22 protein-coding genes and 1 pseudogene are annotated in these 18,393 nt (G+C 66.9%); 8 read left to right on the top strand and 15 right to left on the bottom strand.

The window, feature by feature from the left end; all coding sequences use genetic code 11:
* Positions 1-43 precede the first annotated feature (43 nt).
* Entirely contained in the window at positions 44-763 is a 720-nt protein-coding gene (locus SGCZBJ_RS01835; RefSeq protein ID WP_101716333.1) for a cytochrome c oxidase assembly protein, read from the top strand.
* Positions 760-1,470 (top strand): cytochrome b, encoded by a 711-nt coding sequence (locus SGCZBJ_RS01830; protein ID WP_240621382.1) that lies wholly within the window; start codon positions 760-762, stop codon positions 1,468-1,470. Before SGCZBJ_RS01835 ends, SGCZBJ_RS01830 begins: the two co-directional genes overlap by 4 nt.
* Before the next feature lie 25 nt (positions 1,471-1,495).
* Here SGCZBJ_RS01830 and SGCZBJ_RS25940 read toward each other — a convergent pair.
* Positions 1,496-1,942 (bottom strand): annotated as a pseudogene (locus SGCZBJ_RS25940) (c-type cytochrome); the annotation flags it as partial.
* A 219-nt stretch (positions 1,943-2,161) separates the two neighbouring features.
* Between SGCZBJ_RS25940 and SGCZBJ_RS01820 the strand changes: the two are divergent.
* The 4 genes from SGCZBJ_RS01820 to SGCZBJ_RS01805 are packed head-to-tail and all read left to right on the top strand — an operon-like array spanning position 2,162 to position 6,315.
* Entirely contained in the window at positions 2,162-2,518 is a 357-nt protein-coding gene (locus SGCZBJ_RS01820; protein WP_101716331.1) for a c-type cytochrome, read from the top strand.
* Positions 2,508-3,473: a cytochrome c oxidase subunit II gene (coxB, locus tag SGCZBJ_RS01815; RefSeq protein WP_101716330.1), complete on the top strand. Its 966-nt coding sequence runs from the start codon at positions 2,508-2,510 to the stop codon at positions 3,471-3,473. Before SGCZBJ_RS01820 ends, coxB begins: the two co-directional genes overlap by 11 nt.
* Positions 3,470-6,013 carry a cbb3-type cytochrome c oxidase subunit I gene (locus tag SGCZBJ_RS01810; protein WP_101716329.1) on the top strand — a complete coding sequence of 848 codons (2,544 nt, stop codon included), beginning with the start codon at positions 3,470-3,472 and terminating at the stop codon, positions 6,011-6,013. Before coxB ends, SGCZBJ_RS01810 begins: the two co-directional genes overlap by 4 nt.
* Positions 6,010-6,315, top strand: coding sequence for a hypothetical protein (locus tag SGCZBJ_RS01805; protein ID WP_101716328.1), 306 nt, complete (start codon positions 6,010-6,012; stop codon positions 6,313-6,315). Before SGCZBJ_RS01810 ends, SGCZBJ_RS01805 begins: the two co-directional genes overlap by 4 nt.
* A gap of 12 nt (positions 6,316-6,327) precedes the next feature.
* Here the strand turns inward: SGCZBJ_RS01805 and SGCZBJ_RS01800 are convergent, their stop codons facing one another.
* From SGCZBJ_RS01800 to SGCZBJ_RS01785, 4 genes are all read right to left on the bottom strand, one after another.
* Positions 6,328-6,705: a hypothetical protein gene (locus SGCZBJ_RS01800; RefSeq protein ID WP_101716327.1), complete on the bottom strand. Its 378-nt coding sequence runs from the start codon at positions 6,703-6,705 to the stop codon at positions 6,328-6,330.
* 71 nt (positions 6,706-6,776) lie between these two features.
* Positions 6,777-7,592 carry a TIGR02587 family membrane protein gene (locus tag SGCZBJ_RS01795; protein WP_101716326.1) on the bottom strand — a complete coding sequence of 272 codons (816 nt, stop codon included), beginning with the start codon at positions 7,590-7,592 and terminating at the stop codon, positions 6,777-6,779.
* A gap of 124 nt (positions 7,593-7,716) precedes the next feature.
* On the bottom strand, positions 7,717-8,199 hold the full coding sequence (locus SGCZBJ_RS01790) for a hypothetical protein (protein ID WP_101716325.1): 483 nt from the start codon (positions 8,197-8,199) through the stop codon (positions 7,717-7,719).
* Positions 8,200-8,290: 91 nt separating this feature from the next.
* Positions 8,291-8,782, bottom strand: a complete 492-nt coding sequence (locus SGCZBJ_RS01785; protein ID WP_101716324.1) for a MarR family winged helix-turn-helix transcriptional regulator — start codon at positions 8,780-8,782, stop codon at positions 8,291-8,293.
* A 108-nt stretch (positions 8,783-8,890) separates the two neighbouring features.
* Between SGCZBJ_RS01785 and SGCZBJ_RS01780 the strand changes: the two genes are divergently transcribed.
* Positions 8,891-10,690 (top strand): response regulator, encoded by a 1,800-nt coding sequence (locus tag SGCZBJ_RS01780; protein WP_101716323.1) that lies wholly within the window; start codon positions 8,891-8,893, stop codon positions 10,688-10,690.
* 37 nt (positions 10,691-10,727) lie between these two features.
* Here SGCZBJ_RS01780 and SGCZBJ_RS01775 read toward each other — a convergent pair whose 3' ends face one another.
* A complete protein-coding gene (locus SGCZBJ_RS01775; protein WP_101716322.1) occupies positions 10,728-11,006 on the bottom strand; it encodes a SemiSWEET family sugar transporter in 279 nt (92 codons plus the stop codon).
* A 259-nt stretch (positions 11,007-11,265) separates the two neighbouring features.
* Between SGCZBJ_RS01775 and SGCZBJ_RS01770 the strand changes: the two genes are divergently transcribed.
* Positions 11,266-11,610, top strand: coding sequence for a hypothetical protein (locus SGCZBJ_RS01770; protein ID WP_133149165.1), 345 nt, complete (start codon positions 11,266-11,268; stop codon positions 11,608-11,610).
* A 368-nt stretch (positions 11,611-11,978) separates the two neighbouring features.
* Here SGCZBJ_RS01770 and SGCZBJ_RS01765 read toward each other — a convergent pair whose 3' ends face one another.
* The 9 genes from SGCZBJ_RS01765 to SGCZBJ_RS01730 form a co-directional block, all read right to left on the bottom strand.
* Positions 11,979-12,278 carry a hypothetical protein gene (locus SGCZBJ_RS01765; protein WP_101716320.1) on the bottom strand — a complete coding sequence of 100 codons (300 nt, stop codon included), beginning with the start codon at positions 12,276-12,278 and terminating at the stop codon, positions 11,979-11,981.
* 570 nt (positions 12,279-12,848) lie between these two features.
* Positions 12,849-13,241, bottom strand: coding sequence for a GFA family protein (locus tag SGCZBJ_RS01760; RefSeq protein WP_101716319.1), 393 nt, complete (start codon positions 13,239-13,241; stop codon positions 12,849-12,851).
* A 185-nt stretch (positions 13,242-13,426) separates the two neighbouring features.
* Complete coding sequence (locus SGCZBJ_RS01755; protein WP_101716318.1) at positions 13,427-13,939, bottom strand: CinA family protein; 513 nt, start codon at positions 13,937-13,939, stop codon at positions 13,427-13,429.
* A gap of 3 nt (positions 13,940-13,942) precedes the next feature.
* Positions 13,943-14,467 (bottom strand): hemerythrin domain-containing protein, encoded by a 525-nt coding sequence (locus SGCZBJ_RS01750; RefSeq protein ID WP_101716317.1) that lies wholly within the window; start codon positions 14,465-14,467, stop codon positions 13,943-13,945.
* 95 nt (positions 14,468-14,562) lie between these two features.
* Positions 14,563-15,855, bottom strand: a complete 1,293-nt coding sequence (locus tag SGCZBJ_RS01745; protein WP_101716316.1) for an NRAMP family divalent metal transporter — start codon at positions 15,853-15,855, stop codon at positions 14,563-14,565.
* Positions 15,856-16,014: 159 nt separating this feature from the next.
* Positions 16,015-16,197: a hypothetical protein gene (locus tag SGCZBJ_RS01740; RefSeq protein WP_101716315.1), complete on the bottom strand. Its 183-nt coding sequence runs from the start codon at positions 16,195-16,197 to the stop codon at positions 16,015-16,017.
* A 44-nt stretch (positions 16,198-16,241) separates the two neighbouring features.
* Entirely contained in the window at positions 16,242-16,394 is a 153-nt protein-coding gene (locus SGCZBJ_RS25515) for a hypothetical protein (protein WP_165799214.1), read from the bottom strand.
* Positions 16,391-17,182: an SDR family NAD(P)-dependent oxidoreductase gene (locus tag SGCZBJ_RS01735; RefSeq protein ID WP_101716314.1), complete on the bottom strand. Its 792-nt coding sequence runs from the start codon at positions 17,180-17,182 to the stop codon at positions 16,391-16,393. Before SGCZBJ_RS01735 ends, SGCZBJ_RS25515 begins: the two co-directional genes overlap by 4 nt.
* Positions 17,182-18,372, bottom strand: a complete 1,191-nt coding sequence (locus SGCZBJ_RS01730; RefSeq protein WP_101716337.1) for a zinc-dependent alcohol dehydrogenase — start codon at positions 18,370-18,372, stop codon at positions 17,182-17,184. Before SGCZBJ_RS01730 ends, SGCZBJ_RS01735 begins: the two co-directional genes overlap by 1 nt.
* Positions 18,373-18,393 lie beyond the last annotated feature (21 nt).

The raw sequence follows: 18,393 nt of genomic DNA, 5'->3' as shown, positions 1-18,393 counted from the left end.
GGGCGACTACGTGATCGCCTACGCCCTGCCGAAAGGCTGAGCCATGGAGACCTGGACGCCTTACTGCGGCGCCGGCCCCTCGCCGGCCGATATCTGGAGCCGCTGGAACCTCGACCCACTGCTGCTCGGCGCGCTGGCGCTGATAGCTGCTTGGCTTTGGATCACAGCGCCGACCAGGCGCGGCTTAGCCTTCGCGGCCGTGGCGGCGTTGCTGGTCAGCTTCGTATCGCCCCTCTGCGCGCTCAGTTCGGCGCTGTTCTCGGCCCGCACGCTGCACCACGTGCTGCTGACCAGCCTGGCCGCGCCGTTGCTGGCCTGGGCCTTGCCGCCGGTTGAGCGAGCGAAGGGTCTAGCCTTGAGCACCCTCGCCTTCGCGACCGTGTTCTGGATCTGGCACGTCCCGGCCTTCTACGGCGCGGCGATGTCGAACGATGGCGTCTACTGGCTAATGCAGGCCAGCCTGCTGCTGAGCGCGACGCTGTTCTGGCGTTCGGTCCGAAACGCCCCTGCCCCCGCCGGCGTCGCGGCCCTGCTGGCGACGACGGTGCAGATGGGTTTGCTGGGCGCCCTGCTGACCTTCATGCCGCGCGCCCTCTACGCGCCGCACGCCCTGACCACCGTCGCTTGGGGGCTGTCGCCGGTGGAGGACCAGCAGATGGCGGGACTGCTGATGTGGATCCCCGCCGCTGGCGCCTATCTGGCGGCGGCTCTGGTGCTGCTGGGTCGCCAGCTTCGCGGCATGGCGACGGTCGCCGCCCGATGATCGACCGGCTGATCGAGAACATCTTCGAATGGGCGGCCGGCCATGCCGACGAGGGCCGCTATTCGCCGGTGGCCATCGTCTTCCACTGGACCATGGCGGCGCTGGTGGTGTTCCAGATCGGCTGGGGCTGGTGGATGGGCCGCACCACACCCGGCGGCGAGATGCAGGCGGCCTATGAGCTGCACTATATGGTCGGGGTGTTGATGCTGGTCCTAGTGCTGGGCCGCGTCGGCTGGCGGCTGTTCGCGCCGGCGGTGATCAACGACGCCGACAAGCCCGGTTGGGAAAGCGTCGCCGCCCATATCACCCACTACGTCTTCTATACCTGCCTGTTCGGTCTGCCTCTGAGCGGCTGGGCGATGGTGTCGGCCACCAGCCGCGAGACGGAACTGACCCTGCTCAACCTCGCGCCCTGGCCCCTGCTGCCGTTCCGCGAGCTGTCGCATTCGACGCTCTGGACCATCGAGGCCGTCGCCGAGTGGCTGCACTGGGGCCTGGCGCTGAGCCTCGTGGCCATGATCCCGATTCATGTGGGGGCGGCGCTGAAGCACCACCTCATCGATCGCGACGACGTCCTTCACGGGATGCTGCCGATCCTGCCGCAGCGGCCGCGACGGCGGACGCGCTGGCAACGCCGCTGGCGAGCGCTGGAGAAGCAGGTTGCGTCTCTGACCAGGCCGCTAAGGCGGCGGCTTCGTTTTCGGTGAGCTTGGCGGCGATCGTGGCCATCACTCCGCGCGGATCGTTGCGGCGCGCAGCCCGCTTCCAGCGCTTCAGTTGATCCAGCGTGTAGGCGGCCGGCTGTCCGGCCAGCGCGGGCTGGCCCCCACCGACGCCTTGCCCTTCGGCGCCATGGCAGGCGGCGCAGGGCGGGAGGCCGCGTTTGGGATCGCCCTGCGTCCAGAGGATCGGCGGCGGCGCGGCCGAGGCCGGGCTCGAGCTGACGGGCAGGCTGGCATAATAGGCCGCCACGGCGCGCCGGGAGCGGTCGTCGAGCGGCTTGGCGACGGGCCCCATGACCTTGTCGGGACGAATGCCTGAGGCGTAGTCCTCCATCTGCTTTTGCAGATAGCCGGCGTCGAGGCCTGTGAGGCGCGGGATCGAGATGCCGTCGCCCATGCCGTCGAGGCCATGACAGGAGAAGCAGGCCTTGGCCGCCCCGCCCGCGCCGCCGCTCATCGCCACGGTGCGGCCGTCGATGCTCAGGCGGCGATCGGTCTCGCCAGGCGCGCGGCCGCAGGCCGACACGGCGCCGGCGACGGCTAGGATGGCGAAAAGCACGGTCTGATGGCCCACCCCGCCTAAACCCGGCGGAACCGCGACTGTTCCGACGGGTTCAGCCCTGGAACGTCGTGAGGGGCAGGCTTGAACGGTGGAACCAGAACGGCCCATGCGGCGATGATCGGCCTGGCCGGCGCGACGTTGGTGGCCTGCGCCGAGAAGGCCATCCCCGAGCGGCAGATCCTCGGCGCCGATCCGGCCCGAGGCCTGGCCCTGATCGAAGCTGAGGGCTGCGGCGCCTGCCATCGCGTTCCGGGCCTGAAATGGCCGCGCGGCGCGGTGGGCGGACCGCTTGATGGCATGTCGAGCCAGACGATGATCGCCGGCCGCTTTCCAAATCGCCCCGACGTGTTGGTGGCCTGGCTGCGCGACGCGCCGGCCATGGCTCCCGACACCGCAATGCCCGCCTCAGGTCTGGCCGAAGACCAAGCCCGCGACGTCGCGGCCTACCTCTATACGCTCGATGCCGACTGACGCGCCGCCCGCTCACGACAGCCTTAAGGGCTGGCCGCCACCCGCGCTCGATCCAGCCGGACCGTTCGCCGCGCCGCTGAGCAGCCTGACCTGGGGCCTGCTGGCCATGACCGCCGCTGTGCTGGCGATCGTCGTCATCGCCCTGGCCCTGGCTCTGTTCGCGCCGCGCGCCTGGCGGCAGAAACTGGGCGGCGAGCGCCTCGTCTGGATCGCGGGGATCGCCTTCCCGGTCGTGGTGCTGAGCGCCCTACTCGCCTGGGGCCTGACCCTGACCCACAAGCTGAGCGAGCCGCCAAGGCCCGGCGAGCTGCGTATCCGGGTCACCGGCGAGATGTGGTGGTGGCGCGTGGCCTATCTGGATGCGTCCGGCGCCGAGGCCTTCCAGGACGCCAACGAGATTCATATTCCCGCCGGCCGCCCCGTGGCGCTGGAGCTGGAGTCGACCGACGTCATCCATAGCCTTTGGATCCCGCGACTGAACGGCAAGCTCGACATGATCCCCGGCCGCCGCAACATCCTGCGCATCCAGGCCGACAAGCCCGGCGAGTACGGCGCCCAATGCGCCGAGTTCTGCGGCGGGCCGCATGCGCTGATGGCCCTGGTCGTCGTCGCCCACGCGCCGGCCGACTACGAGACCTGGAAAGCCAGGCAGGCTGCGCCTGCCGTCCCCGCATCGGCCCTGGTCAGCGGCAAGGCGGTGTTCGATCGCGCTGGTTGCGGCGCCTGCCACGCCATTCGCGGCACGGACGCCAACGGACTGGCGGGCCCGGACCTGACCCATGTGGGCGCCCGACGCACCCTCGGCGCGGGCGTCCTGCCCAACAACCAGGGAACCCTGGCCGGCTGGATCGGCGACAGCCAGGCGATCAAGCCCGGCAACCGCATGCCGGCCTATCCGGTGCTCAGCGGCCAGGAACTACGCGACGTCTCAGCCTATCTGGAGAGCCTGAAGTGAGCGGCCCTCCCGTCCAGTCCGAGACCGGCTTCGACCCCACCCTCTACGAACGCTTCCCGACCAAAGGACGACGGCCGAAGGGCGAGCTGGAGCAACTGGAAGCGATCTGGTGCGCGCCCAAGGGCTGGCAGTGGATCATGGCGATCAACAACAACTATGTCGGCGTCTATTACGTCGGCGCGGCCATGCTGTTCTTCGTGCTGGCCGGGGTGTTGGCGCTCCTGATGCGCACCCAGCTGGCCCTGCCGATGCAGGGCGTGCTGGCCCAGGAGACCTACAACCAGATCTTCACCATGCACGGCACGGTGATGATGTTCCTGTTCGCGGTGCCGGCGGTCGAGGCGTTGGGCGTGCTGCTGCTGCCGCAGATGCTGGGCGCGCGCGACCTGCCCTTCCCGCGCCTGTCGGCCTACGCCTTCTGGGCGTATCTGATCGGGGGCCTGGCATTCTTCTGCTCGCTGTTCTTCGGCCTCGCGCCCAATGGCGGCTGGTTCATGTATCCGCCCCTGACCTCGACAACCTACTCGCCGGGGATCAACGCCGACTTCTGGCTGCTGGGCATCGGCTTCATCGAGATCTCGGCCATCGCCGGGGCCATCGAGATCATCGTCGGGGTGCTGAAGACCCGCGCGCCAGGCATGACCCTGGACAAGCTGCCGGTGTTCGCCTGGGCCATGCTGGTGTTCGCCGGCATGATCATCATCGCCTTCCCGTCGGTGATCCTGGCCACCACCCTGCTGGAGCTGGAGCGCGCCCTGGGCTGGCCGTTCTTCGACGCCGCGCGCGGCGGAGACCCGATGCTGTGGCAGCACCTCTTCTGGTTCTTCGGCCACCCGGAGGTCTACATCATCTTCCTGCCGGCGGCGGGCGCGATGTCGACCATCGTGCCGGCCGTGGCGCGCACGCCGCTGATCGGTCACTGGCTGGTGGTGCTGGCCTTCCTGGCCACGGGCTTCATCAGTTTCGGGGTCTGGGCCCACCACATGTTCACCACCGGCCTGCCGGGCGTGTCCGTCGGGATGTTCTCGGCCGCGTCCATGGCCGTCAGTCTGCCCGCTGGCGTGCAGGTCTTTTCCTGGATCGCCACGGTCGCCTCGGGCCGGATGAAGTTCAATGCGCCGGGGCTTTTCGTGCTCGGCTCGCTGCTGATCTTCGTCATGGGCGGGCTGACGGGCGTGATGGCGGCCATGGTCCCCTTCGACTGGCAGGCCCACGACACCTATTTCATCGTCGCCCACCTGCACTACGTGCTGATCGGCGGCATGGTCTTTCCGCTGTTCGCGGCGATCTACTACTGGACACCCATGGTCTCCGCCCGCCCGCTGAGCGAGCGGCTGGGCCGCTGGACGTTCTGGTTGATGTTCGCCGGCATGCACCTGGCCTTCCTGCCTATGCACCTGACCGGCCTTATGGGGATGCCTCGACGCGTCTACACCTATGCTGCAGGCCGCGACTGGGAGTGGCCGAACCTCATCTCCAGCATCGGCGCCTTCGTCTTCGCCGCCGGGGTGCTGATCTGGGTGATCGACATGATCCGCAACTTCCGTCCCTTCGGCGCCAGCGAGGCCGGCAACGTCTACGAGGGCGGCGGACTCGAATGGCTGCCGGCGGGCCTCTACTCCACCCGTAGCATCCCGGTGGTGACCTCGCTCTATCCGCTCTGGGACCAGAAGAATCTCGCCCGCGACGTCGCCGCCGGCCGCTATTTCCTGCCCGGCGCGCCGACCGGCGGCCGCGAGACCCTGGTGACCAGCCCGGTCAACGCCGAGCCCCAGCACCTGCTGCGCATGCCCGTCCCGTCGGGCTGGCACGTCTGGGCGGCGGTGTTCACCGCCGGCTTCTTCCTGCTGCTGACCGTGCAGGCTTACGCCGCCTCAGTGCTCAGCGGCGTACTGGCCATCGTCTGCGTGCTGCGCTGGTGCTGGTTCCTCGACCATCCCCTGCCGCAGCAGACGGTCGACGTCGGGGCCGGGATCGAGCTGCCGACCTACGCCAGCGGACCGTCGAGCACCGGCTGGTGGGCCATGGTGGTGACCCTGGTGGTCGGCGGCATGGTGCTGGCCATGTCGGTGTTCTCCTACGTCTTTCTTTGGAGCCGTAATCCCGACGCCTGGCGACCAGCGCCGAACGTCGCCTCGCTCATTGTCCCGACGGCTTCGGCCCTTGCGGCCGGAATCCTGGCCTTGTCGGCCAGACGAGCGCTGGCGCGACCATGGCTGGCCACGATCATGATCCTGGCCGCCGTCTTGTTGCTGGGATTGTCATTCGGGATCGACCTGTCGGCCTGGCGCGCGACCGGCCTAAGGCCGCAGGCAAACGCCCAAGGTGCGATCGTCCACGCCGTCCTGGCCTGGCAAGGTTTCTTTGTCGCCGTAGCGGCGATCATGGCGCTCTACGTGCTGCTGCGACGGCTGTACGGCTATGTTGGCCCGAACCGGCCGGCCACGATCGAGCTGGTCGGCCTCTTTCTGGCCTACACCGCCGGCCAGGGCCTCGTCGGGCTCGGCGTCATGCGCCTCTTCCCTGCAGGGTTGGCATGAACACCTGGCTTTCAATGCTCGGCGGCCTGGTCCTTTGGGCAGGACATTTCCTGGCCGCCTATGCGATCGCCAGCCTCGCCGACATCACCGGGCCGGAGCATCAGGCCTCCCTCGGTTGGCTCCTCGCGATCCTCACGCTCGCCTGCGCTGGCGCCGCGGCCACCTTGGCTTCGAGGGCTTTGCGCGCTTCGAGGCGACCCGGCCTCGGCGGCGTTTTCGTCCAGCGCCTTTCGGCCTGCGCCTCCGCGCTCGCGACCATCGCGATCATCTGGCAATCAGCGCCATTCCTCTGGCGCCACTAGCGTTCAACGCCTTCAGGACGCATCGGCGAAACCCGTCGCGCGCAGCATCAGCTCGCCTGCCCTCGGATCCTTCTCGAAGACCAGACCGCCCGACGCCTTGGAGCCCTCGGCGACATAGTCGATCGTGAAGCCCGAGGTCTGCTGCGCGCCCTGGCTCGACAGCACGCCTTCGATCTGGACCTGGGCGGCCGGCTCCCCGCCGTGATTGAAAGCCTCCACCTGCGCGACATAGCCGTGAGCCGTGGGCGTGACCTCGACCAGCTTCACCTCGATGGCCGGCGGCCCCTTGGCGCCGAACAAGGCGTCCCAAGCCGTGAAGCCGATGGCCGTGGCTGCAAGGGCCAGCCCCACGGCCGCCGAGGCCCATTCCAGGGCCGGCGTTTCCTTCACCGGCGCCGGCTTTGGCGGGCCCTTCGACCGGGAGGCCGGCGATCGACTTGCGGCTTTGGGTTTCTGGGCCATCAGATCACCAGGCGCGCGGTGGCCGCGCCGATGGCGGCGGGAAAGCCAAGGACGACGGTCATGGTGGCGATCTCGTGGGCGGCGACCCCATCGGTGCGCCCGAAGGTCCAGAGCAGGTAGAGGCTCATCAGCAGGGCGACCCCGTAGCCAGGACAGGTGAAGGCCACGAAGGTGCGGCGAAAGTCGCCGGCCTCGCGGCGTCGCGTCTCGCCCGGAAAGCCGAGCTGATAGACGAAGACGTGCAGCAGCAGGATGGAGATCGCCACCAGGGCCAGGGTGGCCCACGGCCCCATCTGGTAGGCGATCAGCACCATCTCCTCGGTGGGGGCGACGTTGAAAGCGAGAAACGCCGCGCCCACCGCCATCAGGAAGAGTTCGCTGAGCGGGCCGGCGCGCTCCTTCTCCCGCGCGCCGGGCCCGCGCTCGCCCAACTGCTTGCCGGCCAGAAGCGCGCCTACGGCTGCTGGCGCGGCGCACAGAGCGATCTTGCCAAGGCCAGCTTGGGTGAGGATGTCGTCGCGCCGCAGCACGCCGAAGACACCCAGCAGCACGGCCGCCAGCAGGAAGCCGACGCCGAAGGCGGCCAGGGCGTCCAGCACCTCGTCCTTCAGCCGGAAGGTCGGCTCGAAGCCGGCGTAGTAGGATAGACCGATCAGCATCGGCAGGGTCAGCAGCAGAAAGACCAGCAGGCGCCAGCGCTCCACCGCTATGCCCAGCGACCACATCTCCATGGTCATCAAGAGCGGGAAAGAAAACAGCAGGGCCCCGCCGAAGGCCCGGCTCAAGGCCCGGGCATAAACCGCGTTCGCATCCAAGGCGCCATCCCTCCCGTCTCGCCGTGCCAACGGTCAGGCTTGGCCGCCGGTTCCTGGCAGGCCAGCAGGCCATGTTGATTGCAGGGACAAGAGGGCCTGGCGACCTGTCGCAAGGGCGACTTCGTCACCCGCGGGCGCCCCACGGCTGGCGTGTGAAGAAGGCGATGGTCGCCACGCCCGCAGCGACGACCAGGGCGTCCTCGACGAGGCCGCTGGGCGTCTGGCCAAACTTGGCCATGGCCCGCTTGCGCCCGGCCAAGGTCGGGTAAGCCAGCGGTACGGCAGTGGCGATTGCAACCCCCGCGCCGGCCTTCTCGCGACCGCGCGGGGCGAGGGCCGAGCCAGCGATGCCCGCGCTGGCGATCCGGGCCAGCAGGCCCAGGAACACCGTGCGGTCGGGCGCGGACTTCATCTTGTCGCCAAGCAGCTCGCCGACCGCCATGGCCAGGGCGCCGAATTTGAACAGCGGATGGTCGAGCAGCACGAGCTTGCCCGGCGTCGAGCGCCCCGCCAGGCGCGCCGAAGCGATGGTGGCCATCGGGGTCATCGATCGGGCGCTGGCGACGGCGCCGATGAGAGCTGAGGGGATCAGGGCTGTGTTGGTCATGTCGGCTGAACACCCCACCCGCCAGCGAGGTTCATAGCTTTAACAACGAATTGGCCGATCCTGGCGCGAGGAGGTCGTCTAAGAGCTGCGATCAGTCTCGGAGCGCCGTCAGCAGCACCTCGTTCATCGCCTGCAGCTCGCTGCGCAAGGCGGCGATTTGAGCGTCGGTCAACGGCAACTGGCGCACGACGGAGCGCCGCGCCTCCAGGGCCTTTTCGCGCAGGGCCCAGCCCTGGGGCGTCAGATCGACCCAAACCCTGCGTTCGTCCAGGTCATCGCGCGAGCGGACAAGCAGGCCCTTGCTCTCCATGCGTTTGACCAACGGTGTGACAGCGCCGGTGTCCATGCACAGGATCCGCCGAAGGTCGCCCATCGCCGCCCGACCATTCTCCTGCCACAGCGAGATCAGAACGAGATACTGCGGATGGGTGAGGCCCAGGGGCGCGAGCATCTCGCGATAGAGCCTCGTCACCAGGCTGTCTGATGTCTGCAGCGCCAGGCAGAGCTGTTGATCGACCCGCAATTCGTCGAACGCACCTTGCGACCCGATCGGGAACGCGGTGACAGGATCTTTCTGCGCCATATGTCAGGTTCTAGACCAACTTCGCCGAGACATCAAAAGGTCGGCCGGAGTCGAAAATATCGACATCGATATAATCGACTCTTAAGCACCTGCATGTGAACTAGGACGATGAGCTCGCGCGCATCCTCGTCCTCACCGCAGGGCCACACCTCGTCCAACCATGTCCTTCTGGTCGCTCCGGCCGAAAGCGACGGCCGCGCGAGCGTATCGACGATCGTGATCGCCCAGGGCCTTCGCTATTGGCTGTTGGCGGCCTGGGCCCTGTTGCTCGGCGTGTGCTGCGGCCCTTCTGTCGCCCTGGGCTGGTTCGCCGCCTGCTGCGTCTTGGGATTGGTGCGGGGACGGGTTGAGCGCGCCTTGACGCGGAGCGCCCGGGTCAGCGTCGGCGCCGAGCTGACCGTTATCGCCACCCTGACCTCGGCCGCCTGGGCCATGGCCCCGCTATGGGCGTGGCGAACGCACGGCCCCTGGGCCTTGGCCGCGACCATCACCTTCCTGTTCGCCGGAGTGCTGCTGGTTGCGACGCAGTTTCGGCATCTGCCCAGACGCGCCCTGATCGTTGCAACGCCATATCTGGTGGTGCTGGCCTATGTGCTGGCGACGGCGCGCAGCGAGCCGGGACGTTGGGCGCTGCTGGCGGGCGTCGGCGTGGCGGGCTCGGCGATCCTCACCAAGGCTTTCTTCGGACGGGTTCACAAGGCGCAGATCGACGCCTTCCAGGCCGAGCAGGCGCGCTTGATCGCGGCTCTGGAAATCGCCCGCGACGAGGCGACCGCGGCCAGCGACGCAAAGTCGGCGTTCATGGCCGTCATCAGCCACGAACTGAGGACGCCCATGAACGGGGTGCTGGGCGCAGCGCAGTTGTTGCGCAACGGCGCCTTGGACGAGCCGGCGCAGGAACTGGTTGCGGTCATCGACGAGCAGGGTCGCACCTTGGCGTGCCTGCTGGACGACATCTTGGATTTCGCGCGCATCGAGGCGGGCAAGCTCGAGGTTTCGCTCGTCGATGTCGAGCTTGCGCCGCTTGTGCGTCGCATCGCGGCGCTTTGGAGGCCGAGGGCTCAGGAGAAGGGGCTGGCGCTTGACGTGACGTTTGCGCCGCAGGCCCCGGAGGCTTTGCTCTGCGACCCGATCCGCCTCAGCCAAATGCTCCACAACCTGCTGTCCAACGCGGTGAAGTTCACCGACGGCGGCGCCGTAAACGTCCATGTCGAGGCGACCCAGTCGCCGGGGTCCGAGCGCCTACGGATTACGGTCGCCGACACCGGTCCAGGCGTGACGGCCGCAGGCCAGGCCCGCCTCTTCCAGGCTTTCAGCCAGGTCGACAGCTCCAGCACGCGCCGCCATGGCGGGGCGGGTCTTGGCCTGGCGATTTCGCGACGGGTGGCCGGCCTGCTGGGCGGGGATCTTCACCTTGAACCGAGCCATGCAGGCGCACGGTTCGTCATCGATCTGCCGCTCGTCCGTTGCGCCGCGCCCCAGATCCTCTCTGAGCCCGAGGCGCCAGATGCAGATTCGCCGGCGCGCCGGGTCTTGGTCGTCGAGGATCACCCGGCCAACCAGCGCATCCTCGCCGCCTGGCTCGAGGGCCTTGGGCACCTGTGCGTCGTTGCCGAGAACGGCGCGGAAGGCCTGGCGGCCGTGCGTCAAGGCGGCTTCGACCTGGTCCTCATGGACGTCAACATGCCGGTCATGGACGGCTTGGAGGCCGTCCGAGCCATTCGGCTCGAGGGGTTTTGCGTGCCCATCGTGATGCTGAGCGCCAGCGCCGGGGAGACCGACCGGGCGACGGGCCTGCAGGCGGGAGCGGACGGCTATATGGCCAAGCCGGTGCAGTTTACCGCGCTCCACGCGGTGATGAGCCGCCTTGGCTCGCATGTTCGCGTTCCCGAAGTCGGCGCGGCATGATGCGCTAGCGTCTTGGACAGCTGCGGCGATTAGGTCCTCAGGCTGAGCGACGTTCCAGGATCGTCTTGGAAATCAGGATCGCCGCCGACAGTCCCAGGCAGACGAGATTGCTGAGCACCAGCGGCCAGCCTCCCCGCAAGACGCCGTAGACCGCCCACAGCGTGAAGCCGGCGACCGTCAGGGCGAACATTCGCAGCGAGACGGCCGAAGCATCGCCCTCGCGCCAGATCTTGATCAGCTGAGGCACGAAACTACTCATCGAGCAGAGGGCAGCGCCCAGTCCGATCAGCGCCACGGGGTCAAGATGTGCGGTCATTCAGGCCAGCCTGTCTGTCATCCGGCGCAATAAGCGATCGGGGCGCCGATGGTTTCACGCTGCAGCGGGCTGGGCCAAAATCACCTTCCTCGCCTATCAAAAGATGGCTGCGGCTAAAGAAGGCAAGCTGTGGCTCCGCGCCTTCATCGCCCACCGTCCCTCGCCAGGAACCGTCTGGCGAGCCCCGTGGTTTGGCCTGATGAACGGGACAGCCAGACCTTTTGGCGTGTCCAGACTCAAGGCGCGGGAGGGAGGTTTCATGGTCCGGGTATTGACCGACCATTGCGGTGGCGAGACCCGCGCGGCTTTGGAGGCGCGCGGCTGGGAGGTCGTCGATGCCGAGCAGGCTGATCTGGATCGCCTTCCGACGTTGTCGCAGGTGGATTTGGTGATCGCCGGTCTGCGGCCCGACCATTACGAGGATGACCTGCGCCGGCTCGCCGTCCTCAAGGCCCTGTCTCCTGATTTGCCGCTGGTCGCGATGGCCGAAACCATCGAGCACGACGGCGTTCTTGCCGCCGATGTGCTGATCGACGTTCCGATCATCCGCGCAGGCGCGAGCCAGGACCTTCTGAAGATCGCCCTCGCCGCCGCCGAGACTTAAAGACCCTCGAGATCCGAGATTCGTGCAGACGGTCGCCAAGCGCGGCTCGTCGCCGACGGCGGGGCGGTCGAGCCGCTGCGAGCCGGACATTCTACGCCTTGGGTGCGCCGATCCCTTAGACGGAGCGCCTCGGATCGCGGCACGGCGGGATACACGGAGCACCCGGCGGCGCTAGGCCTGCACACCGATGCTGAGCTTAGCCAGGACACCAGGACTGGTCGCCGCCAATCCGGCCTTGTGGCCGCGCTAGATACCAGCGCGGCCTTGTTGAGCTGGCAACTTATCAGACCCGCTTGGCCCAGTTGTTCTGGGCGTCTCGTCCAGGACGACCTGCCCCGGCCATCAGGGCGCGGGGCCTACCTCCAAGACTAGGGCCGGGTGGTGGCCGGCACGCGGACGTAGACGGTGCGCGGACCGCGCAGCAGCAGGCCCAGCAGGACGCCGACGCCGATCGCGGCGGTCAGCGCCAGGGTCGGCCTTTCGCGAACCTTCTCCTCGATGACCTGGCGGCCGTCCTGGAAATGTTCGCGGCCGCCGGCATAGAGCTCTTCGGCGCCGGTCCGGAGGCTGCCGTAGGCGTCCTTGGCCGACGCGCCGGCCGCGCCAAGCTGCTCCTTGGCCTTGTCACGATGGCGTACATTAGCTTGAGAAATGCCGGTGTCGGTCATGACGTCTCCTTGCAGGTTGTTGGCTTCGCCTGCCACAACCACGGGCAAGCGCGCCGGTTCCCTCACAGCCGCAGCGGCTCGCCGGGCAGGCCTGATTGATCTCTTCAGGGGCCTGCGCCTTCACCACGCCTCCTCACCGCGCCCGTCCTCCTCGGCTTCCGCTGGCGTGAGGGTCGTCCTTGACCTTGATCCGAGCGCCGACGAGGAGGCCGCTATTATAGGCGGCAAGTCAGGCCACATAGATGCGAGGCTCAAGGCCTTCAGCAGCTTGTCCCATGATCCTCATCCTTAAAGGCAGGGGTTCGGCATCGAACCCATGCCCCTCGGCGAGAGCGGGTGTGCAAGCGGAGGGGCGGCTTCGCGGGGCCCCGGCTGCAGGGTCCGAAAGGACCGAAGCTGGGCGGAAGCCGATCCGAAGCGCGCTGAGGGCGGCGCCCTGAGCTGCGGCCGCGGCAGAGGTCGGGACAAGGGTGGCGTCCGACCGCGAGCGGCGATGACGGTCACATCCGCCTGGCCACCGGGCGGACGGGCCGATCTTCTCTCGCTCGCCCGACGTATCGGCAGCTTTCCTCAAAGACGATGGTCTCCACCGGGTAGCGCAATCAGCACCCATTGATGCGCGCGATGCTCGTAGAACGACACGGTCGGCGCCGGGAACGAAGGGTCGGCGAATGCGCCGATAGGGATGGCCACCAGATCAGGCTCGCCTTCATTGACGTAGGCAATCGTGTCGCCGCAGTGCGGGCAGAACATGTAGAGGACCCTGGAACCGCTATCGGCCGTCCGAATATAGGTGCTGGTCCGACCGCCGATGGCGACCGAGGACTCTTCAAATCGAGCTTGGGACGCCAAAACGCTGCCGGTTCTCTGCTGGCAAGCAAGACAATGGCAGACCGAAACGCGCACAGGCTCTCCCATGCACTGGGCGGACACCGACCCGCATCTGCATCGAGCGATACGCATGCTAAATCTCCATGCTGCACTGCAAACAGTTCAGCATGACCTAGGTTGCATGGCGCTCGCTTAGCTCAAACGTCGATGAGGGTCGCCAGGGGTTCCGCGGCCAACGAACGATTGGCGGCCACCGACCTGGACGCAGAGGGTTCTCCTGGTCACGGATCGAGGTTTGGCATCTGCCGCGGTTGCGATCACGTGGAGACCGCGACGACCAACATGTCCATGGCGATCGCCAGGCATGCCAGCCGGAAGTCTTGGCGGCCGATGACACCAAGTTCGACCTTACGATGATGGGTCGGCCTGTCGCGTCGGGCGCAGGCGAAATGCACCAGTCCGCCAGGCTTTTCAGGATCGCCCATGTCCTCGGCCCAGCCCGTCACCGCAAGGATGATGTCGGCCTGGGAGCGGGCCAGGGCGGCGCTGGCCATGGCCAGGACGACGTCCTGTGACACCGCGCCGCCGCCGGCCAGCATTTCGAGGGGGATGCCCAGCTGCCGATGCTTGGCGTCGTCGGAATAGACCACGAAGCCTTGTTCGAACGCGTGCGAACAGCCGGGCACGTCGGTCAGCAGGGAGGCCAGGAGGCCTCCCGTGCAGCTTTCCGCCGTGCCCAGCTTCAAGTCCTGGGCGCAGGCCTTCTCCAGAACTCGTCGCGTCAAGGTGTCCAGTTGCGGCGTCAGGATAGGGTCTAGCGCCTCGGCCACCCGTCAGTTCGCTCGCTCAGCGCCCATCGTCGCCATCAGCTCTTCCTTCCGAGCCTTCAGGCGCTCGCCCATGGCGTCCAGATCCTCATCGCCCTTCTTGGCTTGGGCGAAAATGCCACCCGGCTGCTCCTCTTCCTTGACGTGGTGCTTGATATACTCGCCCAGCACCTTGACCTTGGCGTCGTAGAACTCTTCGCCCGGCTGCATCGCCTCGATCTCGGCGATCAGCTTCTTGGCGCCGTCGTGCTCAACATAGGCCTCGTCCAGCATGTCGTCCTCCACCTCGCCGCGCTCTTCCGGATAGAAGATTTCTTCCTCGATCTGGGTGTGGACCTTGAGGGCCAGGGCGATCTTGTTGAACAGGGCCAGTTTTTCGCTGTCGTCCTCAAGCTGCTCGTACTCGTCGAACCAATCCTCGACCTGGCGATGGTCCTTCTTGAGCAAGGTGATGGCGAGGGGATCGCGACGCCCGGTGCGACGCGTGCGGCGGGTCTTGGCGGCGGCTTTGGACTTGGCGGCGGCGACCATGGGACGCTCTCCTCAAAGGATTGAAATGCTTGTTGAAATAAGACACGTAGAGAAGGGCCGTTCCTTTGGCCGAGCTAGCTGAGAGTCGGTCTTAATCAAGTTGCTCCCAGGGCCGTGCCAACCAGCATCGCGCCGGCTGCGAGCGCCATCACCGCTGTCGCCAGCCATCCGAAACCTTTTAGCCAGGGTCCGGCGGTGAAGCCGCCCATCCGGTCGCGGCGCGAGACCACCAGCATCATCACCACCATCATCGGCACGGCGATGACGCCGTTGATGACCGCGCTCCAGAACAGCGCCTTGATGGGGTCGATCCCGGCCAGGTCGATACCGATGCCCAGAAGCGTCGCCGCCCCGATCACCGCGTAGAAGCCCACGGCCTCCCAGGGCTTTTTGTCCAGGCCGCACTTCCAGCCGCGCGTCTCCCCCACAGCGTAGGCGGCCGAACCGGCCAGCACGGGGATCGACAGCAGGCCCGTTCCCACGATGCCCAGGGAAAACAGCAGGAAGGCGAAATGGCCGGCGGCCGGCTCCAGAGCCTTGGCTGCGTCCGCGGCGGTGGCGATCTCGGTCTTGCCCTGGGCGTGCAAGGTGGCGGCCGTGGCGATCATGATCGCCAGGGCGATCAGGTTTGACACCGCCATGCCCAGAAAGGTGTCCAGCTTGATGCGGCGCAGTTCCGGCCTGGCCTGCTCCGGCGCCGATCGCAGCGGCAGGGCGTCGTCATCCTGATCGACTTCCTCCACCTCCTGGGCGGCCTGCCAGAAGAAAAGATAAGGGCTGATTGTGGTCCCGAAGATCGCCACGATCGTGGTGATCGCATCCTTGGATCGGAAGACGGCCGGATCGGGCCAAATCAGCCCGCGACCCACCTGCGTCCACTCCAACTTCACCACCATCAGAACGGCGACATAGGCGAACAGAACCAAGGTCAGCCATGCGAGAAAGCGGACGTAGCGCCTGTAGGGCACGAACATCTGCAACAGTAGCGACAGAATGGCGAAGCCGGCGGTGAACCAATGGGAGCCGCCGCCAGCCCAGAGTTGCGAGGCCGCGCCCATCGCCGCCAGATCAGCGCCGATGTTGATGGTGTTGGCTATGAACAGGAGCGCGACGAGGCCGGTGACCAAGGGCGCTGCGATCACTCTTCCCATGTTGCGCGCCAGACCCCGGCCCGTGACCCGTCCGATCTCGCCGCTCACCAGTTGGATGGCGCTCATCAGCGGATAGGTCAGCAACATCGTCCAAAGCAGGCCGTAGCCGAACCGAGCGCCTGTCTGGGAATAGGTCGCGATACCAGAGGGGTCATCGTCAGCCGCCCCGGTCACGAGGCCAGGACCGAGTTGCTCGAAAAGGGCGATCGATCGTATGCGCCGACGCAGCCCGCTCATGTCGGGCTGCTTTGAGAGCAATTTCTGGCCATCGGATCCTTCCTGGGAGTGAAGACCGAAAGCGGAGCGATGGGCCTCGTTCCGCGGCCATCAAATGAGGGTTGTTCGGGAGAACCGTCGGAGGAAATCGGGATCAGAGGTCCCGTGTGTCGCCACGACCTACGGGGCCTTGCCCTTGAACGTGTCGCCGACCTCGGCGGCGCTGGGACCGTCGGGTCCGGCGGCTTTCTGCTCGGCCTTACCAGTGCGAACAGTTCCCTTCTCCGAGACCAACCCAGGTCGCTCCCCCGGCGGCAACGCCGCGTTGGACTGGCGCCCTTCAGTATTGGGCTTGTCGCTCATAACCTTCTCCTATCGCCGTGAAGCCACCGCTTGGTGCTGTTCCCTCAGTCCGCGCCGTTGCCCGGATCGTCCGCCGTCGGGTCGCAGGTCGCATCGGTCTTGCGGTTGGGGTCGAGCGGCGGCGGCGGCGGCGCCTCCAGGGCCGCATCCCCGTCCCCAGCCTTCGGCGAAGCCTCCGGCTCTTGGACGCCGATCATCGGTCTCCCGACCCCGGCTCGGCCATCTTGCGATGCTGCTCGGCCAGCACGCTCTGGGGCGTCACCGCCGCCATCGCCGCTTGCAGCTTGTTCTTGAAGCCGGCCACGACGTCGCCCTCGCCTTTTTGCATGGCGCGATAGCCCGCGAGCGCGACATCGGCGGGATCGGCCTTCTTGGGATCGGCCCCGACCTTGGTGTCGAGCATGTCGGCACGGTCGAAAAACTCGGTGTCGGTCGGACCCGGCATCAGGCAGCTGACCGAGACGCCGGTGTCCTTGAGCTCGTTACGCAACGCCCAGGCGAAGCTGTCGAGGAACGCTTTGGTGCCGTTGTAGACGGCTTGGAACGAGCCTGGCATCAGGCCGGCGATCGAGCCGGTGATCAGGATCCGCCCGCGGTCGCGATCGCGCATGTCCCTGGCCACCTGCTGGATCAGATAGACCGTACCGGTGATGTTGGTGTCGATCACGAACCGGGCCTCGTCCCAGTCCTGGTCAAGGAAGCCGTGACCCAGGCCTCGGCCGGCGTTGGCCATCAGGGCGTCCACGGAGCGATCGCCGATCAGGTCCACCAGTTGGTCGACGCCTTGCGTGGTCGACAGGTCCACCTGCAGGGATTGGACCCGCGTGCCGTGCTGTTCGAGACCGGCATGGGCCTCCACGATGGACGGTTCGTCGGCAACGATCACCAGGTCGTAACCGTCTTCAGCCGCCAACTTGGCCAGTTCGTAGCCGATGCCCGACGAGGCGCCGGTAACCACGGCCAGGGGGCGTTGTTCCTCGATCATCAGGCGGCTTCCTTCTGCCAGTCGGGCTTGAGGACGACCTTGGTCACCTCGTTCTGGTTTTCCTTGAACATCTTGTAGCCGTCAGGAGCGCTCTCCAGCGGCAGGCGGTGGCTGATCAGGAAGGTGGTGTCGATGACCCCCTCGCCGATCAGGTCGAGAAGCGGCCGCAGGTACTTGTGGACGTGGGTCTGGCCAGTGCGGATCTGCAGGCCCTTCTCCATCAGGGCGCCGATCGGGATCTTGTCGCCCATGCCGCCGTAGACGCCGGGGATCGAGACCCGCCCGCCGGTGCGGCAGGCCATCAGCACCTCACGCAGGACATGGGCTCGGTCGGTGCCGATCCGCGTGGCCACTTTCACCGCGTCCACGACATTGTCGATCGAGAAACCATGGCTCTCCATCCCCACCGCGTCGATGCAGGCGTCGGGGCCGATGCCCCCGGTCATAGCCATCAGAGCCTCGCGGACCTTGACGTCGTGATAGTTGATCACCTGCGCGCCCATCGACCTGGCCAACTCCAGGCGGTGCGGGTGGTGGTCGATCGCGATCACCTTGTGCGCGCCCTGGATCAGCGCGCTCTGGACCGCGAACAGACCAACGGGCCCGCAGCCCCAGACCGCCACGGTATCGCCCGGCTCGATCTGACAGTTCTCAGCCGCCATCCAGCCGGTAGGCAGGATGTCCGACAGGAACAGCACCTTGTCGTCTTCGAGCCCGTCGGGAATGACGATGGGACCGACGTCGCTATAGGGCACGCGTACATATTCGGCCTGGCCGCCGGCATAGCCGCCGGTCATGTGCGAATAGCCGAACAGGCCCGTCATCGCCGTGCCATAGGCGATCTCGCCCAGATCCTGGGTTTCGGCGGGGTTGGAGTTCTCGCATCCGGAAAACTGCTGCTTCTCGCAATGGAAGCATTTGCCGCAGGCGATCACGAACGGAACCACGACGCGCTGGCCCTTCTGCAAGGTCGAGCCGGGGCCGGTCTCGACGACCTCGCCCATGAACTCATGGCCCAGGATGTCCCCGCGCTCCATGGAAGGGATCATGCTGTCGTAAAGGTGAAGATCAGAGCCGCAGATCGCGGTCGAGGTGATCTTGATGATCGCATCGCGGGGATTGACGATCTTGGGGTCTGGAACGGTGTCCATCCGCACGTCGTGTTTGCCGTGCCAGGTCAAAGCGCGCATCGGCGGCTCCATCAATTGGGT

The organism is Caulobacter zeae (assembly GCF_002858925.1).
GTDB classification, from domain to species: domain Bacteria; phylum Pseudomonadota; class Alphaproteobacteria; order Caulobacterales; family Caulobacteraceae; genus Caulobacter; species Caulobacter zeae.
This window is presented reverse-complemented; position numbering and strand designations above follow the sequence as displayed.

What these genes read in the sequence shown, in the direction of transcription:
- SGCZBJ_RS01835 (WP_101716333.1), top strand. Translation starts at nt 44, where the DNA reads ATGGAGACCTGGACGCCTTACTGCGGCGCCGGCCCCTCGCCGGCCGAT.
- SGCZBJ_RS01830 (WP_240621382.1), top strand. Translation starts at nt 760, where the DNA reads ATGATCGACCGGCTGATCGAGAACATCTTCGAATGGGCGGCCGGCCAT.
- SGCZBJ_RS01820 (WP_101716331.1), top strand. Translation starts at nt 2,162, where the DNA reads ATGATCGGCCTGGCCGGCGCGACGTTGGTGGCCTGCGCCGAGAAGGCC.
- coxB (WP_101716330.1), top strand. Translation starts at nt 2,508, where the DNA reads ATGCCGACTGACGCGCCGCCCGCTCACGACAGCCTTAAGGGCTGGCCG.
- SGCZBJ_RS01805 (WP_101716328.1), top strand. Translation starts at nt 6,010, where the DNA reads ATGAACACCTGGCTTTCAATGCTCGGCGGCCTGGTCCTTTGGGCAGGA.
- SGCZBJ_RS01790 (WP_101716325.1), bottom strand. Translation starts at nt 8,199, where the DNA reads ATGACCAACACAGCCCTGATCCCCTCAGCTCTCATCGGCGCCGTCGCC.
- SGCZBJ_RS01785 (WP_101716324.1), bottom strand. Translation starts at nt 8,782, where the DNA reads ATGGCGCAGAAAGATCCTGTCACCGCGTTCCCGATCGGGTCGCAAGGT.
- SGCZBJ_RS01780 (WP_101716323.1), top strand. Translation starts at nt 8,891, where the DNA reads ATGAGCTCGCGCGCATCCTCGTCCTCACCGCAGGGCCACACCTCGTCC.
- SGCZBJ_RS01775 (WP_101716322.1), bottom strand. Translation starts at nt 11,006, where the DNA reads ATGACCGCACATCTTGACCCCGTGGCGCTGATCGGACTGGGCGCTGCC.
- SGCZBJ_RS01770 (WP_133149165.1), top strand. Translation starts at nt 11,266, where the DNA reads ATGGTCCGGGTATTGACCGACCATTGCGGTGGCGAGACCCGCGCGGCT.
- SGCZBJ_RS01765 (WP_101716320.1), bottom strand. Translation starts at nt 12,278, where the DNA reads ATGACCGACACCGGCATTTCTCAAGCTAATGTACGCCATCGTGACAAG.
- SGCZBJ_RS01760 (WP_101716319.1), bottom strand. Translation starts at nt 13,241, where the DNA reads ATGCGTATCGCTCGATGCAGATGCGGGTCGGTGTCCGCCCAGTGCATG.
- SGCZBJ_RS01750 (WP_101716317.1), bottom strand. Translation starts at nt 14,467, where the DNA reads ATGGTCGCCGCCGCCAAGTCCAAAGCCGCCGCCAAGACCCGCCGCACG.
- SGCZBJ_RS01745 (WP_101716316.1), bottom strand. Translation starts at nt 15,855, where the DNA reads ATGAGCGGGCTGCGTCGGCGCATACGATCGATCGCCCTTTTCGAGCAA.
- SGCZBJ_RS01740 (WP_101716315.1), bottom strand. Translation starts at nt 16,197, where the DNA reads ATGAGCGACAAGCCCAATACTGAAGGGCGCCAGTCCAACGCGGCGTTG.
- SGCZBJ_RS25515 (WP_165799214.1), bottom strand. Translation starts at nt 16,394, where the DNA reads ATGATCGGCGTCCAAGAGCCGGAGGCTTCGCCGAAGGCTGGGGACGGG.
- SGCZBJ_RS01735 (WP_101716314.1), bottom strand. Translation starts at nt 17,182, where the DNA reads ATGATCGAGGAACAACGCCCCCTGGCCGTGGTTACCGGCGCCTCGTCG.
- SGCZBJ_RS01730 (WP_101716337.1), bottom strand. Translation starts at nt 18,372, where the DNA reads ATGCGCGCTTTGACCTGGCACGGCAAACACGACGTGCGGATGGACACC.